This is a genomic window from Acidovorax sp. 100, assembly GCF_003688355.1.
Classification (GTDB): Bacteria; Pseudomonadota; Gammaproteobacteria; order Burkholderiales; family Burkholderiaceae_C; genus Acidovorax; species Acidovorax delafieldii.
Genome location: NZ_REFD01000001.1, coordinates 2,410,476 through 2,426,833 on the forward strand (window position 1 = coordinate 2,410,476; position 16,358 = coordinate 2,426,833).

At 63.7% G+C, this 16,358-nt stretch carries 12 protein-coding genes and 1 pseudogene; 2 read left to right on the plus strand and 11 right to left on the minus strand.

The features are described from left to right. Window positions 1-3 precede the first annotated feature (3 nt). The 5 genes from C8C96_RS11145 to C8C96_RS11165 all read right to left on the minus strand — a co-directional run bounded on the left by C8C96_RS11145 (window position 4) and on the right by C8C96_RS11165 (window position 6,802). Complete coding sequence (locus C8C96_RS11145; RefSeq protein WP_121942358.1) at window positions 4-2,430, minus strand: tetratricopeptide repeat protein; 2,427 nt, start codon at window positions 2,428-2,430, stop codon at window positions 4-6. Between the two features lie 128 nt (window positions 2,431-2,558). Continuing rightward, complete coding sequence (locus tag C8C96_RS11150) at window positions 2,559-3,392, minus strand: ABC transporter ATP-binding protein (protein WP_121942359.1); 834 nt, start codon at window positions 3,390-3,392, stop codon at window positions 2,559-2,561. Continuing rightward, a complete protein-coding gene (ntrB, locus tag C8C96_RS11155; RefSeq protein WP_099730821.1) occupies window positions 3,389-4,351 on the minus strand; it encodes a nitrate ABC transporter permease in 963 nt (320 codons plus the stop codon). Before ntrB ends, C8C96_RS11150 begins: the two co-directional genes overlap by 4 nt. 63 nt (window positions 4,352-4,414) lie before the next feature. Beyond that, window positions 4,415-5,659: a CmpA/NrtA family ABC transporter substrate-binding protein gene (locus C8C96_RS11160; RefSeq protein WP_056743994.1), complete on the minus strand. Its 1,245-nt coding sequence runs from the start codon at window positions 5,657-5,659 to the stop codon at window positions 4,415-4,417. A gap of 516 nt (window positions 5,660-6,175) precedes the next feature. Then, window positions 6,176-6,802: an ANTAR domain-containing response regulator gene (locus C8C96_RS11165; protein ID WP_056058325.1), complete on the minus strand. Its 627-nt coding sequence runs from the start codon at window positions 6,800-6,802 to the stop codon at window positions 6,176-6,178. 257 nt (window positions 6,803-7,059) lie between these two features. Between C8C96_RS11165 and C8C96_RS11170 the strand changes: the two genes are divergently transcribed. Together C8C96_RS11170 and tsaD are read left to right on the plus strand one after the other, a co-directional pair. Beyond that, a complete protein-coding gene (locus tag C8C96_RS11170) occupies window positions 7,060-8,220 on the plus strand; it encodes a branched-chain amino acid ABC transporter substrate-binding protein (RefSeq protein WP_056743995.1) in 1,161 nt (386 codons plus the stop codon). Between the two features lie 44 nt (window positions 8,221-8,264). Next, window positions 8,265-9,296 (plus strand): annotated as a pseudogene (gene tsaD / locus C8C96_RS11175) (tRNA (adenosine(37)-N6)-threonylcarbamoyltransferase complex transferase subunit TsaD); the annotation flags it as partial. A gap of 22 nt (window positions 9,297-9,318) precedes the next feature. On the opposite strand, the gene C8C96_RS11180 reads toward tsaD, so the two are convergent. From C8C96_RS11180 to C8C96_RS11205, 6 genes are all read right to left on the minus strand, one after another. Further along, complete coding sequence (locus C8C96_RS11180; protein WP_158605753.1) at window positions 9,319-11,043, minus strand: choice-of-anchor J domain-containing protein; 1,725 nt, start codon at window positions 11,041-11,043, stop codon at window positions 9,319-9,321. 551 nt (window positions 11,044-11,594) lie between these two features. Further along, complete coding sequence (locus C8C96_RS11185; RefSeq protein ID WP_121942361.1) at window positions 11,595-13,046, minus strand: aldehyde dehydrogenase; 1,452 nt, start codon at window positions 13,044-13,046, stop codon at window positions 11,595-11,597. 47 nt (window positions 13,047-13,093) lie between these two features. Next, window positions 13,094-13,804: an ABC transporter ATP-binding protein gene (locus C8C96_RS11190; protein ID WP_121942362.1), complete on the minus strand. Its 711-nt coding sequence runs from the start codon at window positions 13,802-13,804 to the stop codon at window positions 13,094-13,096. Then, the gene (locus C8C96_RS11195; protein ID WP_121942363.1) at window positions 13,801-14,559 is read right to left on the minus strand and encodes an ABC transporter ATP-binding protein; all 759 of its coding nucleotides are present in this window, start codon (window positions 14,557-14,559) and stop codon (window positions 13,801-13,803) included. Before C8C96_RS11195 ends, C8C96_RS11190 begins: the two co-directional genes overlap by 4 nt. Continuing rightward, window positions 14,552-15,481, minus strand: coding sequence for a branched-chain amino acid ABC transporter permease (locus C8C96_RS11200; RefSeq protein ID WP_121942364.1), 930 nt, complete (start codon window positions 15,479-15,481; stop codon window positions 14,552-14,554). Before C8C96_RS11200 ends, C8C96_RS11195 begins: the two co-directional genes overlap by 8 nt. After that, a complete protein-coding gene (locus C8C96_RS11205) occupies window positions 15,478-16,356 on the minus strand; it encodes a branched-chain amino acid ABC transporter permease (protein ID WP_057270748.1) in 879 nt (292 codons plus the stop codon). Before C8C96_RS11205 ends, C8C96_RS11200 begins: the two co-directional genes overlap by 4 nt. Window positions 16,357-16,358: the final 2 nt, after the last annotated feature.

The following is a 16,358-nucleotide window of genomic DNA, read 5'->3' on the forward strand; positions in this document are numbered from 1 at the left end:
CACTCAACCACCCGTGTGTGACCAAGGTGGTACCACAATGGTTTCCCCCGGTAAACCTGACTCGTGGCGTTCCACCATCATGCGATACGCGGTCTCCACGTCATGGGTGAATCGCCGTCCGTCGAAGAGGGGTGACAGTGAGCGCTGCGCGTGGAGCACCGTGCGGTACGCCGTGAGTGCTTCTCGGTGGTTTGCAAGATGAATGGCTGTGGCTTCGTATTCCTGCTGCGTCTGCGTAATCAAGCTGTCCAGGTTCACGGCGGTGAGCAGGCTGGCAGCCACGCGGGCCGCGAACGATTGGCCCGCCAGCGTCAGTACAGGTAAACCAGCCCATAACGCATCGCTGGCAGTGGTGTGAGCGTTATAGGGCAGGGTGTCCAGGAAGAGGTCCGCAGCTCCGTGGCGGGCCAGATGCTCGTCTGCCGGTAGGCGTGACGCGAACACCAGGCGGTCTGATCTGATGCCGCGGCGCTCGGCTTCCTTACGCAGATTTTCAGCTGCAGCATCGTTGTCCTTGAAAAGCCACAAAACACTTCCCGGTACTGCTTGCAGGATGCGCATCCAGCTGTCGAAGGTATCTGGCAGGATCTTGTAGTTGTTGTTGAAGCAACAGAACACGAAGGCGTTCTCTGGCAAACCCAATTCGGTGCGCGTGAACTGGCGTGAGGAGATCACCCGCTGGCTGTTGTTCACTTGGTAGCTGTGCGGCATGTAGACCGGCTTTTCCGTGAAGAATCGCTGCTTGTCTAATGGAATGACGATTTCATCCGCGATGACGTAGTCCATGTAATCCGCGCCGGTGGTGCCCGGATAGCCGAGGTAGCTGACCTGGATGGGAGCGCAGCGTTCGGCAAAAAGGCCCAATCGCCCGTCCATGGTGAATCCCTTGAGATCTACGGCGATGTCAATGTTCAGCGACCTGCTCAGCGCTGCGGCTTCCTTGTCCGTCAAGCCGCTGATGTCGTGAAATCCATCCACACTTTGGACCACTTTTTCTCTGGCAGCGTCATAACGTTGAGGTCCCAGGGAGAAAGCATGTATCTCGAATCGTTCTCGATCGTGGCTGTCCAGCAGTTCCATCATCAGGTGCGTGGTGGCATGATGAAAATAGTCGGCGGAAAAGTAGCCGACACGGATTTTCCCCGGCGCGCGCCGGGGAAAATCGACCAGTTGCGCTTGCCGTGCATTCAGATGTTCGAGGTGTGCCTGCGCAATCCGCAGATGCGTCTCTGGACTGTCCAGCATGGCCAGAAACGGGAAAGGATTGCGTTGGTTTTCGATGGCGATCCCACCCAGTTCCTCCCTGCGCTTCTGAAAATCTTGCCAGTCACAAATCTGCATCTGGATGGGAAGCAGTGTGGATGGATCGGTGTCGCAGGCCTTCAAATTGGCAATGGCTTGGGGAAACCGCTTCAAATCAATTTCCGATGCTGCTTTTGCAAAACGCGCAGCATGCAGCCCGGGGTCGATGGACAAGGCCTTGTCGAAATTTCCAATGGCATCCTCGTGCCTGCCCAGGGCGGCGAGAGCGCGGCCGCCCACCGTGTAGGCCACAGCGTTTTCCGGGTCGCCGGCCAGTGCGCGTTCCACCTGAGCGATGGCGTCCTTGAACCGTCGAAGGTCGATCAGGCAGTTGGCATGGTCCAGAAGCAATGCCGGCGTTGGCGGGAAGGTCTCCGAGGCGTTTTTCAGAAGCAGCTCTGCTTCGGGGAGCAGGCGTTGCCTGACCAATGCGCGGGCTTTGGTACTCACCGCATCGGGGTAGTGGGGCTGAATCGACAGCGCCTGATTGGCGTGGCCAATGGCCGCGTCGAACTGGTCCAGGGCGATCAGGGTTTTGGCGAGATTGTTGTGGGCCTTGGCATGCTGAGGGGTGCCCTGCAATACTTTTTCGAAGCAACGGGCCGCCTCTTCAGGGCGCTGGAGCTCCAGCAGGGCTATGCCCCGGTTGATCTGAATTTCCGGATGATCAATGCCTGCCGAAGCCAGGGCCTCCGCATCCTGCAGCGCCATGTCATAGCGGCTCGCCTTGACCAGCAACGCCAACCGGTTGACGCGTGCTGCCGGCATGGCCGGGTTCAAGGCCAAAGCCTCGTCGATGCACTGAAGTGCTTCGTCGGTGAGGCCACATTCCGCCAGAGCCAGCGCCAGATTCACGTGGACGCCAGCATCCTGGGGTAGCAGCCTTCGGGCTTCGGTCAGCAGCTCTTTGGCTTTCCCAAAAGCACTGCTGGAGAGTGCGACCACTCCCAGCATGTGCAGACTGCCCGCATGCTCAGGTTTTTTTCGCAGGATCTGCTGGTACAGGTTCGCGGCATTCTGAATTTGCCCTCCCCGATGCAAGGCCAGCGCCTGTTGGTACGCCTGATCGATATTGAAGCTGTTGCCTGATGCGGGCGAGCGCGGGAAAAATGGGAACTGCGATGCCATGGTGTGACGCGGTGGTTCACAAAAAAGTTGCTACCGGACGCCGCAAGCAGGCGGCGCGGGGAGGCTGAATTGTGCAGTACCACCGGCGGTCACGCCGATTCGCGAGTGAGCCAAGCGTTGGGTCGGGGTCAGGCCGCCTTCTCGACATGCCCCTGCCGGGTGTACAAAAAGTCGATCACCGCCTTGCGGTAGTGCACATACTGCGGGTCCTCGGCCAGCTCCACGCGCCTGCGGGGGCGGGGCAAGTCCACGGTCAGCACCTCGCCAATCGTGGCGGCCGGGCCGTTGGTCATCATCACGATCTTGTCGGACAGCAGCACGGCTTCGTCCACGTCGTGGGTCACCATCACCACGGTGCTTTGGGTGCGCGCCACGATCTCCAGCAGCTCATCCTGCAGCTTGGCGCGGGTCAGGGCGTCGAGCGCGCCGAAGGGCTCGTCCATCAGCAGCACCTGGGGCTCCATGCTCAGGGCCCGGGCGATGCCCACGCGCTGTTTCATGCCGCCCGAGATCTCGCCCGGACGTTTTTGCCCCGCGTGGGTCAGGCCCACCAGCGCCAATGCGGCGTCGGTGCGGGCCTTGAGCTGGGCTTTGGTTTCCTTGGCGCCAAACACGCGCTCCACGGCCAGGTAGATGTTGTCAAAGCAGGTGAGCCAGGGCAGCAGCGAGTGGTTCTGGAACACCACCGCGCGCTCCGGCCCCGGGCCCTTGATCTCCTTGTTGGCGCACAGCAGCGCGCCGTTGGTGGGCGTGGTCAGGCCGGCAATCAGGTTGAGCAAGGTGGACTTGCCGCAGCCCGAGTGGCCGATGAGCGCCACGAACTCGCCCTTGGCAATCGTCAGGTGAATGTCGCGCAGCGCCGGGAACAGGCCCTTGGCCGTCTTGAAGGTCTGCTCGACGCCGTGGATCTCGATGAACTTGGTGCTCATGGAAGGGTGGGTGGATGGAGCTGTCGTGTTCATGCTTTCACCTCTTCAAACGTAAATGCGGTGGCCAGCTTGATGAGTGCAAACTCCAACAGCAGCCCGACGATGCCGATCACGAAGATCGCGATGATGATGTTCTTGACGTTGAGGTTGTTCCACTCGTCCCACACCCAGAAGCCGATGCCCACGCCGCCGGTCAGCATCTCGGCCGCCACGATCACCAGCCACGCGGTGCCGACGGCCAGGCGCACACCGGTCAGCATGTAGGGCAGCACGGCGGGGAACAGGATCTTGGTGGCGATCTTCCATTCGCTCAGGTTGAGCACGCGCGCTACGTTCATGTAGTCCTGCGGTACGCGCTGCACACCCACGGCGGTGTTGATGATCATGGGCCAGATGGAGCAGATGAAGATGGTCCAGATGGCCGCCGGGTTGGCGCCCTTGAAGACCAGCAGACCGATCGGCAGCCATGCCAGGGGCGACACGGGGCGCAGCAGGCTGATGAGCGGATTGAACATGCGCGACAGGAAATTGAAGCGTCCGATCACAAACCCCGCCGGAATGCCCACCAGCGCCGCCATGCCGAAGCCGATGGCCACGCGCTGCAGGCTCATCAGCACATTCCAGCCCACGCCCTGGTCGTTGGGGCCGTTGCGGTAGAAGGGGTTGCTGAACACTTCCAGCGCCTGTAGCCAGGTGTCCTTGGGGCTGGGGATGCTGCCGCCCGTGGTGGTGGAGACCACCGCCCACAGGCCGATGAGCAGGCCCAGGCCGCACAGCGGTGGCAGCACGGCCAGCCAGAAGCTGCGCGAGAGGGCGGACCAGTCGCGGCCAGTGGCCACGCTGGAGGGCGTTGCAGGTGCCTTGGGGGCAGATATCGCAGCCTTTTGGCTTCTTGCGCTAGTGGATGATGCGCTTGCAGCTACAGTATTCATAGCATTCTGTGCGGCCACGGGGGCTGCATCCAACGGGGAATGAAAGACGGCACTGACCATGGTGTTCTCCTGTGCAGGGCTTGCTTGCGGGGTGGCCGGGCGGGCTCTGGGGCAGGGTTGCCGTCAGGCCTTGATCTTGAAGCCGTCGGCGTACTTGGCGGGGTCCTTGCCATCCCACACCACGCCGTCGATGAACTTGCTGGTGCGCAGCACGTCCTTGGGCACGCTGATCTTCATGGCGCTGGCGACCGACTTGTACAGGTCCACCTGGTTCACTTCCTTGGCCACGGCCAGGTAGTCGGGGTGGCTCTTGAGCAGGCCCCAGCGCTTGTGCTGGGTCAGGAACCACATGCCGTCCGACAGGTAGGGGAAGTTCACCGCGCCGTCGTTGAAGAACTTCATGTGGTTGGGGTCGTCCCAGGTCTTGCCCAGACCGTTCTGGTAGCGGCCCAGGATACGCTGGTTGATGGCATCCACGCCCGTGTTCACATACGCCTTGCCGGCCACGGTCTCGGCCATCTTCATTTTGTTGGACAGGCTGGCGTCGATCCACTGGCTGGCTTCGAGCACGGCCATCATCACGGCGCGCGTGGTGTTGGGGTACTTCTTGACGAACTCGGCCGTGGTGCCCAGCACCTTCTCGGGGTGGTCCTTCCAGATGTCCTGCGTGGTGTTGGCCGTGATGCCAATGCCATCCATGATGGCGCGGTGGTTCCAGGGCTCGCCCACACAAAAGCCGTCCATGTTGCCCACGCGCATGTTGGCCACCATCTGCGGCGGGGGCACGGTGATGAGCTTGGCGCCCGACAGCGGGTTGATGCCCGCCGCTGCCAGCCAGTAGTGCATCCACATCGCGTGGGTGCCGGTGGGGAAGGTGCCCGCAAATGTGTATTCACGCTTCTCGCTGGCCATGAGCTTGGCCAAGGACGGGCCATCCACCGCACCCTTGTCGGCCAGGGCCTTGGATAGGGTGATGGCCTGACCGTTGTTGTTCAGGTTCATCAGCACGGCCATGTCCTTCTTGGGGCCAGCGGTGCCAAGATGCACGCCATAGACCAGGCCGTAGAGCACATGGGCAAAGTCCAGTTCGCCGTTGACCAGCTTGTCACGCACGCCGGCCCAGCTGGCTTCCTTGTTGGGGACGATGGTCACGCCATATTTCTTGTCAAAGCCCAGCACCGAAGCCATGACCACGCTGGCGCAGTCGGTCAGCGGGATGAAGCCGATCTTGACCTCCTTCTTCTCGGGGGCGTCGGAGCCCGCTGCGTGGACGAGTGCGCGCAGCGCGGGGCTCACACCCACAGCGCCCACGGTGGCGGCCTGCAGCACGGTGCGGCGGTTGAGGCTGGTTTTCAACAGATCGGTCATGGGGCATCCCTGGTGGCGTGAAAAACAAAAAAGGCGTCCTCACACCGCGCCCGGCTGCATCAAAGCAACGCCGGGAGCGGGTGGGGACGCCTTTGTCCTGGGTGGAGCCTGGAACGGGTCCGGGGCTCCTTGCCAGCACCGGCCCGCCGTTGGGTCAGTGCTGTCAGTGGTCAGACCTGCATTGGTCTTGCACTGTGCAATGCAAAGCGCGTGCCAGCGCGCGCTGCGCCATGTTGGAGCGCTGGTTGCTATGGAATGAATAGCTATCTGCGCTTGATCAATAAGCGCTACACGCCTGCGGGGCTTGCAGCAGGGATGTTCTTGTTGTGATCAGTGTGGTCGCACTGCCTTTGTGCGGCGCACCATTTGGGAGGGGCCTTGGAATTGGGCGCGGCCCAGGCGAGGGATGCCAAGCAAGGGCCGCCCCGCAGCGAGGGCATCGTCCCCCCTCCCGAATGACGCAGTCATTCGGGAAGGGGGGAGCGGCGCGGCCGCTCAGGGGGTTGTTCTCTGGTTTTACCCCAGCAGATCCATCACGTCCAGCATGCGCTGGGCCACGTCCACGAGCTTCAGGCCCTTGTCCATGGCGGTCTTGCGCAGCTTTTCGTAGGCGGCCTGTTCGGTCAGGCCCTGGCGCTGCATCAACAGGCCCTTGGCGCGGTCGATGGTCTTGCGGTCTTTGAGCTCGGTCTTGGCGTCGGCCAGCTCGGCGCGCAAGGCCTGTTCGTGCTGGAAGCGGGCCATGGCCACGTCCAGAATGGGGCGGATGCGCTGCGGTGCCAAGCCCGCCACGATGTAGGCAGACACACCGGCCGCCACCGCGTCCTTCACGTGCGAGGTGTCTTCATCGTTGGTGAACATCACGATGGGGCGGCGTTCGTCGCGTGTGGCCATCACCACATGCTCCAGCGCGTCGCGGGCCTCGCTCTCGGCGTCCACGATGATCAGGTCGGGCTGCAGCTGGGCAATGCGCTCGCTCAGAAACACGTCGGCGGGTAGCGTGGCCACCAGGTTGAAGTTGTTCTCCAGCAGCCCGATGCGCAGCGCCCGCGACCGCTCCGCCTGCTCCACGGCGTGTTCGTCGTCAGGGTCGGCGACTGCCAGATCCGGGGCAACCACCACGATGCGCAAAGCCTCATTCATACCCGTAAGCATAAGCAATTTTTACGCCACAAATTGGTGCGCTGGGGTGGTGCATGGCCTCAGAGGGCCGCTGCGATGGGCTTTCACCCAGGGGCAATAACGGCCCCAGGCCCGCCACGCCTGGGTGCCCTGGCCCCCGTTGTGGGGCCTGAAAGTTGCTAATACTGACACCGTGGGAGGGCATACCCGGTAGCCCGCTCAGCAGGGCGTCGCATATACATCTGGTCACACAGACACACTGAAATGGAGTTTTTTGCATGAACAAGCACATGAACCGGCGCCGCTTCTCGGCCAGCCTGGCCTTGACCGCAGTGGCGACTGCTGCACTCCTGACCGGATGCGGCAAGGTGCCGGACACCATCAAAATTGGTGTTGCACAGCCCTTGAGCGGCCCGCTGGGCGCATTGGGGCAGGATCTGCTCAATGGCGTGAAGCTGGCGGTGGAGGAACTCAACAAGTCCGGCTACACCGTGGACGGCAAGCGCGTGACCTTGGAGGTTGTGTCCGTGGATGACAAGGCCGACGCCACCACCGGCAAGGCGGTCGCCCAGCAGCTGGTGGATGCGGGCGTGGTAGCCGTGGTGGGCCACCTCAACTCGGGCGTGAGCATTGAGACCGCCCCCATCTACGCCGCCAAGGACATTCCACAGATCGCCATCTCCACCAATCCCAAGTTCACGCAACTCGGGTTCCCCACCACGTTCCGTATGGTGGCCAACGACACCTTGCAGGCGCGCGCCATCGGCTCCTTTGCGGCCACGCAGCTGGGCGCCAACCGCTACGCCGCGCTGGACGACGGCACCCCGTACGGCAAGGGCCTCGCCGATGGCGCTGCCGAACAGCTCAAGGCCGAGAAAAAGGAAGTCGTGGTGCGCAAGTCGTTCGACGACAAGACCGTGGCCTTCGACGAGCTGGCCGGAGAACTCAAGGCCGCCAACGTGGAGGTGATTGTTTCGACCCTCAACGACTTCCAGGCCCTGGCGCTGCTCGAAGCGCTCAAGAAGGTAGACCACACCAAGGTCAGCCTGCTGGGTGGCGACACCATCAAGACCACCGACATGACCAAGGGCGCAGGCATCGTGCAGGGGCTGTACGCCACCTCGCCAGTGCTGGAAGCCAAGGAGTTCACCACCGGCAAGCCCTTCCTTGAAAAGTACATCGCCGCCTTCAAGAAGCCTCCTGCCTATGGCGGCCACTACAGCTACGACAGCACGTATGTGCTTTCGGCAGCCATCCAGAAAGCCAAGTCCGCCGACCCCAAGGAAATCACCAAGGCACTGCACAGCATCAACGGCTATGCCCCGGTGATTGGCACCATGACCTGGGATGAGAAGGGCGAGCAGCGCTACGGTGCCGTGGGTGTGTACGAGCTGCGCAGCGGCAACTGGGAGTTGCGCATGCGGTCGGACCGCTGGTAAACAGCCCTCCGGGACGGATCGGCCCCGGGTTTTACACTCGGGGCATGAGCTTGCTGATCCTGGGTATTGAATCTTCGTGCGACGAGACGGGCGTGGCATTGGTCCGTTCCACGGGCAATGCCGTGCCTACGCTGCTGTCGCACGCGCTGCACAGCCAGATCGAGATGCACCAGGCCTATGGCGGCGTGGTCCCCGAACTGGCCAGCCGTGACCACATCCGCCGCGTGCTGCCGCTGGCCACGCAGGTGCTTACCGAGTCTGGCCAGTCGCTGGCCGATGTGGACGTGGTGGCCTACACGCGCGGGCCGGGCCTGGCGGGTGCGCTGCTGGTGGGGGCGGGCGTGGCTTGTGCGCTGGGTGCGGCGCTGAACAAGCCGGTGCTGGGCGTGCACCACCTCGAAGGGCACCTGCTGTCGCCCTTCCTCAGCGCCGACCCGCCAGAGTTCCCTTTTGTGGCCCTGCTCGTCTCGGGCGGCCACACGCAGCTGATGCGGGTGGATGGCGTGGGCTGCTACGAGATCCTGGGCGAGACCATTGACGATGCGGCTGGCGAGGCGTTTGACAAGTCCGCCAAACTCATGGGCCTGGGCTACCCCGGTGGCCCTGCGCTGTCGCGCTTGGCTGAGCAGGGCGATGCCACGGCCTTCAAGCTGCCACGCCCGCTTCTGCACAGTGGCAATCTCGACTTCTCTTTTGCCGGGCTCAAGACAGCGGTGCTCACGCAGGCCAAGAAGCTGGGCGATGAGCAGGAGGCACGCAAGGCCGACCTGGCGGCGAGCACCGAGGCTGCGATTGTCGAAGTGCTGGTGAAGAAGACGCTGGCCGCGCTCAAGCAGACCGGCCTGAAACGTGTGGTGGTCGCCGGTGGCGTAGGGGCCAACCGGCACCTGCGTGCGCAACTCAATGCGGCCTGCGCTGCGGCCAAGGTGCGCGTGCACTACCCTGAGCTGCACCTGTGCACCGACAACGGCGCCATGATTGCCATGGCGGCGGCCATGCGGCTGCAGGCGGGGCAGCAGCAGGCCAACACCGACTACGCCTTTGACGTGAAGCCGCGTTGGCCGCTGGATGCCATCATTTCAGCCCTTCCGATAAAGCCTATCCTGCAAAGCTGCGCCGTTGCTTGCGCAGACCTACCCACCCCAGGACAGCAGCCAGTGCAGCCAGCGCCCAAGGGTTGTTGACCGGGATGTTGGTTGGGTCAGAGCCTAATGCCGGAGCCAGCGGATCGCGGATACGCCCTGTGGCAGCGTCAGAATCTCCGATGCCGTTGTCGGTGACGCTGTACGTTACTGTGCGGCGGTCTGGGCTGAGTACTGCTCCCGACCACAAGAACCAGGTGGAAGTCGGCGCTCCCGCAGTAGCAGGTCCGAACTTCCAGAACTGTACGCCTTCAGGCAAGGGATCAGGGTAGTTGATGGCGATAGTGATGCTGCCAGTGCAGCCAGTGGCGAGGAATCCAAAAGCGCCATGGGGCAAGTTGCGGTTGGCAGGGGCGGTGGATGGGACCGTGAATGCAGAGCTGGGATCCAGCGTACAGCTTGCGCCTCCACCTGTGAGTGTGACGGATGCGGTACCTGACATGCCAGGTACCGTGCCTGTGACGGTTGAGAGTGTTGGCGTCACCACATTGCTGACGCCTGCGGCGGAGGGGCCCTTGTTATTGGTAGCCACGACGCGGAAGCTGTACGACATTCCGTTGGTGAGGCCAGAAACCGTGCAGCTGAGCGCACCCGAGGTCGCACATGTTTTGCTGCTGTCTTGTACCGCTGTCACCGTGTAGCTGGAGATGGCGCTGCCGCCATCGTTGGCTGGTACTTGCCAGCTCACGGCCGCCTGGCCGTTGCCAGCTGTGGCGCTAACGTTCTGGGGCGCGCCGGGCACGCTTGCTCCGACCTGGATGGAGTAGGCCTGCGAACCCGAACATCCGCTGGCGTCCGCGACGGTCACTGTGAAGTTGAAGGTGCCAGTGGCCGTTGGCGTGCCGGTTATGGTGCCACCAACGCCCAGCGTCAACCCGGGGGGCAACGCTCCAGCAGTCACGGCATAGCCTGGCGCTCCCAGTGCGCCAGTCTGTGATAGGGAGTTGCTGTAGGTCTGGCCCCAGACGGCCGGTGTCAATGCTCCCCCCGGTGTCATCGTGAACGCAGGGCACACATAGGGTGTGTAAACCGCATTGTCGATACCGATGTAGTCGGAATTCGTTCCGAGAGAACCGGCCGAGGTGACGAAATAGCGAAACGCCATGCGTCCGGAGGTGGGCGCAGGAAGTCCCGAGATGGTGATGGTGTATTGCGTCCACGTCTGGGGATAAACGCCAGTCACCAGCGTTGGATTGACGCTGAGCAACAGTGCTGTGAAGTCCCCCACGGCGGCAGCGCCTGATCCAACATTCGTGCTTGCGCCATTGGTGCTCAGCCGGACTTCCAGCCGATCGGGATAGTCGGTCATACCCGCGCCTATCGTGGGTTTTCTGGTGAAGAAGGTCAGCACATCTCCATTGCGCAGCGTCCGGTTTGGCATCCCCAGCCAATTGCTGATGGTGCCGGTGCTGCCGGTGCTGTTGAAGTTGGCGCCAATGTATGCATTGGCTGCGCCGTTATATGCGTTGAAGGGGCCGGGGGTTGGCGTAGCAGTGGTTGCTGTTCCCTGGAACCAGGTGGTTGAGCCGGCCGGGGTGCTGTTGTTCTGTATGAACCATCCGTTACCCGCAAGCAACGTGATGTCGTCAAAATCTTCTGTGAACGCCTGGGCCCAGGCGTGGCTCGAAAAACTAACCACAAAGAGAATCAATGCGGCAATACGAAAACAAATCCTGCTCATGTCTGGCGGTCCGCTGTAGTGATTGACAACGCCGGTGCTTGTCCGCTCCAGTGGGAGGTGCATGTGCGGCGGTTTGCTTGCCACGCCACGTACGCTGGACAGCACATAGCGCAAATCTAGTGTGCTGTTGCCCCTCAACCCACGTGTTCACGAAGTCGGGGTTTCATACTCGGTACCGCACTGAAAATCCTCGAGACCGCTGGGGTGGTCACTAAGGGCTGTGCCTTGTTACTGAACATGAGTCCATCGGCGTCGTTGCATGCAGCTGTTTTCGGGACGGCACACTAGCCGATGAATGCTGAAACAATCGGTAACGACCTTATGAGGCTGGTTGCCAGCTGTCAAGAAAAATTGCGCAGGTGTTGCGCCTCCTGCAGTGTTGTGCGGCGGACACTGAATTCTTGGCGCTCTCCATCAGGCGATTTGGAAGATGCCCCTCAAAGTCGAACGAAAGGAGGCCGGTAGTGGTATGGCCGACCTTGACCAAGCACAGACATTTTTGGGTGGATGCCCATGGCCATCTACTCTGAGCAGGGGCAATTCCAACTTCCTCAGAACGGATAGTGACGCGGCTTGGTCTGCACGGTGATCCAGCGCAGTTCGGTGAATTCACGTACCCCGGCCATGCCGCCAAAGCGGCCATAGCCCGAACTTTTCACGCCGCCAAACGGCATCTGGCCTTCGTCATGCACCGTGGGGCCGTTGACGTGGCAGATACCCGACTCGATGCGTGCGGCCACGTTCCAGGCCTTAGCCACGTCGCGGCTGAACACGGCGGATGACAGGCCGAACTCGTTGTCGTTGGCGCAGGCAATGGCTTCCTCCACACCATTCACGCGCACCACGGGTTTGACGGGGCCGAAGGATTCTTCGCGGTAGATGTCCATCGCGGCCGTCACATGGTCGAGCACCGTGGCCTGCATCAGCGTGCCGTCGCTCTTGCCGCCGCAGACCAGCGTGGCGCCCTTGGCCAGTGCGTCGTCGATGAGGGCGTTGCAGCGCTGCACCGTGGTCATGTCCACCACCGAGCCCAGCACTACCGGGCCCTTGCGCGGGTCGCCCAGGGGCAGGGCCTTGGCGCGCTCGCCGAGCTTCGCCACGAACGCGTCGGCCACGGCGTTGTCCACGATGATGCGTTCGGTGGACATGCAGATCTGGCCCGAGTTGGCGAATGCGCCAAACACGGTGCTTGCCACGGCAGCATCGATGTCCGCATCGTCCAGCACCAGCAGCGGGGCCTTGCCACCCAGTTCCAGCACCACGGGCTTGAGGTACTTGGCGCAGGTCTGCGCAATGATGCGGCCCACCTTGGTGGAGCCGGTGAAGTTGATGCGGCGCACCGCAGGGTGGGCCACGATGGCCTCGACCACGGCACCTGCATCCGCCGGTGCGTTGGTCACAAAGTTCACCACACCGGGGGGCAAACCGGCCTCCTGCAGCGCCTCGATGATGAGGCCATGCGTGGCGGGGCACAGCTCCGACCCCTTCAGGATCACCGTGTTGCCGCACGCCAGTGGCGTGGCGATAGCGCGCACGCCCAGGATGACGGGTGCGTTCCACGGTGCAATGCCCAGCACCACACCCGCTGCCTGGCGCACGCCCATGGCCAGGCTGCCGGGCACGTCGGACGGAATCACTTCTCCTGCAATCTGCGTGGTCAGGGCTGCGGCTTCCTGCAGCAGGCCTGCAGCCAGGTGCACGTTAAAGCCCGCCCACATGCCCGACGCGCCGGTCTCGGCCGCCATGGTCACCGCAAAGTCGGCCGTGCGGGCCTCCAGCGCATGTGCCGCCTTGAGCAGCAGCGCGCGGCGCGCGTTGGGGCCCAGGGCGGACCAGGCCGGGAAGGCCTTGGCGGCTGCGTCTGCAGCGGCCTTGGCGTCGGCCACGCTGGCAGCGGGTGCCGTGGTGGCGACCGAACCATCGAGCGGGTTGCGACGCTCAAACGTGGCGCCGCCGGTGGCTTGCACGCGCTCGCCGTTGATCAACATGGCAATGGCAGTCATGGATGAAAGCTCCTGAAAAAGAATAGATGAAGAAAGGGGGAAGGTATTCAGGCCACGCCGAGGTAGGCCTGGCGCACCACGTCGGACTGCAGCAGGGTTGATGCTTCGCCCGAGGCCACGATGCGCCCGCGTTCCAGCACATAGCCACGCTGGGCCACCTGCAGCGCCTTGCGCACGTTCTGCTCCACCATGAGCACGGTGACGCCTTGTGCGGCGATGCGCTGCACGATGGCGAGCAGCTCATCGACCATGCGGGGTGCCAGGCCCAGCGAGGGCTCGTCCAGCATCAGCAGGCGCGGGCCGCTCATCATGGCGCGGGCCACGGCCACCATCTGCTGCTCGCCGCCGCTCATGGTGCCGGCGAGCTGTGTGGCGCGTTCCTTGAGGCGGGGAAAGTCTTCAAACGCCTGGTGCAACCGCTCGGCGCGCACGCGCGATGGCACCAGCCAGCCGCCCAACTCCAGGTTCTCGGTCACTGTCATTTGCGGAAACAGCTGGCGACCTTCGGCGACCAGCGCCAGGCCGCGTTGCACGCAGGCCGTGGCGTTCATCGCAGGCACGGCCTGGCCATCGAGAGTCACCGCGCCCTGGCGCGGCAGCAGGCCCGCCAGGGCCTTGAGCAGCGTGGTCTTGCCCGCGCCGTTGGGGCCCACGATGACGGTGATGCCGGGCGCGGCTTCCAGTGCCAGGTCTTGCAGCACCTGAAAGCCGTGGTAGCCCGTGGTCAGGTTCTGCACTTGCAGGTGGGCGCCGCTCATGCCGTGACTCCTTCGCTAGTGGCTGTCATTTCGTCGCCCAGATAGGCCTCGATCACATGCGGGTCGCGCACCACTTCGGCGGGCGTGCCGTCGGCGATCTTGCGGCCCTGGTGCAGAACCAGCACGCGCTCCACGTACTTGAGCAAGGTGGTCACTGCGTGCTCGATCCACACCACCGTCAGGCCCCAGTCGTCGCGCAGGCGGCGAATGCGCTGGGCCATGGCATCAACCTCCGCTTCTGTCAGGCCCGCAGCCACCTCGTCGAGCAACAACAGGCGTGGGCGTGTGCCCAGGGCCATGCCGATCTCCAGCAGGCGCTGCTGCGACGGCGTCACATCGGCGGCAGGGCGGTCGGCCAGGTGCGCCAGGCCCAGCATGGCGAGGATTTCCTCCTCGCTGCGTAGGCCCTCGGGCCCTTGGCGGTGGCGGCCCGCGAACTGCATGCCAAAGCGCACGTTGTCGCGTACCGTCATGTCGGGGAACACGCGCGGCGTCTGGAAGGTGCGAGCAATGCCGTGGGCCGCATAGTGGTGCGGGCCCTTGCCGGTCAGGTTGTCGGCACCACAGTGCAGCGTGCCCGAGGTAGGCGGTTGCACGCCCGAGATGGCGTTGAAGAATGTGGTCTTGCCCGCACCGTTGGGGCCGATGATGCCGATCAGCTCGCCCGTGTGCAGCGCGGCGCTCACGCCATCCACGGCAGTCAGGCCGCCAAAGCGCACGGTCACGCTGTCAATGGTCAAAAGTGCTTCAGCCATGGTGCGCCTCCGCAGCAGGCTTGCGCCGTTGCCACAGCGTGGCCAGGCCATTGGGCAAGTACATCACGCACAGAATCAGCAGCAGGCCCAGCACCATCATGTAGCCGTAGGGCAGCTGCAGGCGCAGGGTTTCTGCCAGCAGGCTGAACACGATGGCCGCCAGGATGGGGCCGCCAATGCTGGTCGCGCCGCCAATCAGTGCGATCAGCACGGTCTGGAAGCCGATGAACGGGCTGAACACGGCTGCGGGCTCGATGTAGGTCCAGCGCACGGCCATGGCAGCGCCCACGGCGCCTGCAAAGGCGGCGGTGATGCCAAAGCCCGCGATCTTGGCCAGACGCGTGTCCACCCCCAGCGTCTGCGCGCGCTGCTCGTCGGCGCCGATGCCCGAGAGCGCCAGGCCGAAGCGGCTGCGCTTCACGGACACGGCCGTGGCGATGGCGCCCGCCGCGATCAGCAGCACCGTGAGGTACACCGTCTCGTTGCTGGGCACCACCGTGAGCACACGGCCCACGGTGCCCGAGACCTGCTTCTCGACAAAGGTCACCGCATGGCGGATCAGCTCCGTCATGCCGAAGGTCAGCACGGCGAAGTAGGTGCCGCGCAGGTGCAGCACCGCTGCACCCATCACGATGGCCACCGCAGCGGCGATCAGCGCGCCGGCCACGATCACCAGTGGCCAGGGCAGGCTGCCGAGCAACGTGGCGCTGGCATATGCCCCGATGCCGAAGAAGGCCGACGTCGCCAGCGACAGGTAGCGCGTGGCCCCGCAGAACAGCGACCAGCTCGTGGCCAGCGCGATGTACATCAGGCAACTGAGCAGCACCGAGGCCATGAACTCGGACACCAGCCAGGGCAGGGTGCCGACCACGGCCGTGCCCGCTGCGAGCGCTAGCCAGGGCTTGTTGGAATGGAGTTTCATTTTTTGCTAAACAACCCGTTGGGGCGCCAGATCAACACGCCGATGAAGACTGCGTAGCTCAGCAGCATCTTGAGAGACGGGCTGCTGAAGTGCATACCCAGGGCTTCGACCACACCCAGCAGCAGGCCCCCGGCCAGGCTGCCCGCCAGGCTGCCGAAGCCGCCCAGGGTGATCACGATCAGCGCCGTCACGGTGTAGGGCTCGCCCATTGAGGGCGAGATCTCGTAGGTCATCGACAGCAGGGCCCCGGCCACGCCCGACAGGCCCAGGCCAATGCCGAACATCATCGGGTGCAGCCGCCGGGTGTTGATGCCCACCAACTGCGCGCCCGTGGGCGACTGCATCAGCGCCCGCACGGCCTTGCCCAGCAGCGTGAGCTTGAGCAGCGCGATGAGCGCGGCCGACAGCGCCAGTGCCACGCCGAACAGCACCAGCTTGTTCTCGGTGAAGCGCATGCCCGCCACCTGCACCGGGTCGGCCAGGTACTCGTAGCCGCGCAGGTCGCCACCCCAGATCAAGAGCGCGGTGTTCTGCACCAGGAACATCAGGCCAAAGCCCACCATCAGGCTGCGCGCCTCGAAGACATCCACGTTGGGTGCGCGCGCCGCCAGGCGCTTGAAGCACAGCGCATGCACCGCCACGCCCAGCACGAACAGCGCGATGAAGGCGATGGGCATCAGCAGCAACGGCGACCAGCCCCAGGCAGTGTGCGCCCACCAGGTGAGGAAGGCGCCGAGCATCAGGAACTCGCCATGCGAGATGTTCATGATGCGCATCAGCCCGTATTGCAGGTTCAGGCCCATGGCCACCAGCGCGTAGATGCCGCCGGTAATGAGGCCGCTGGCGACCAGTTCGGCCCAGGAAGTCAAAGACACTG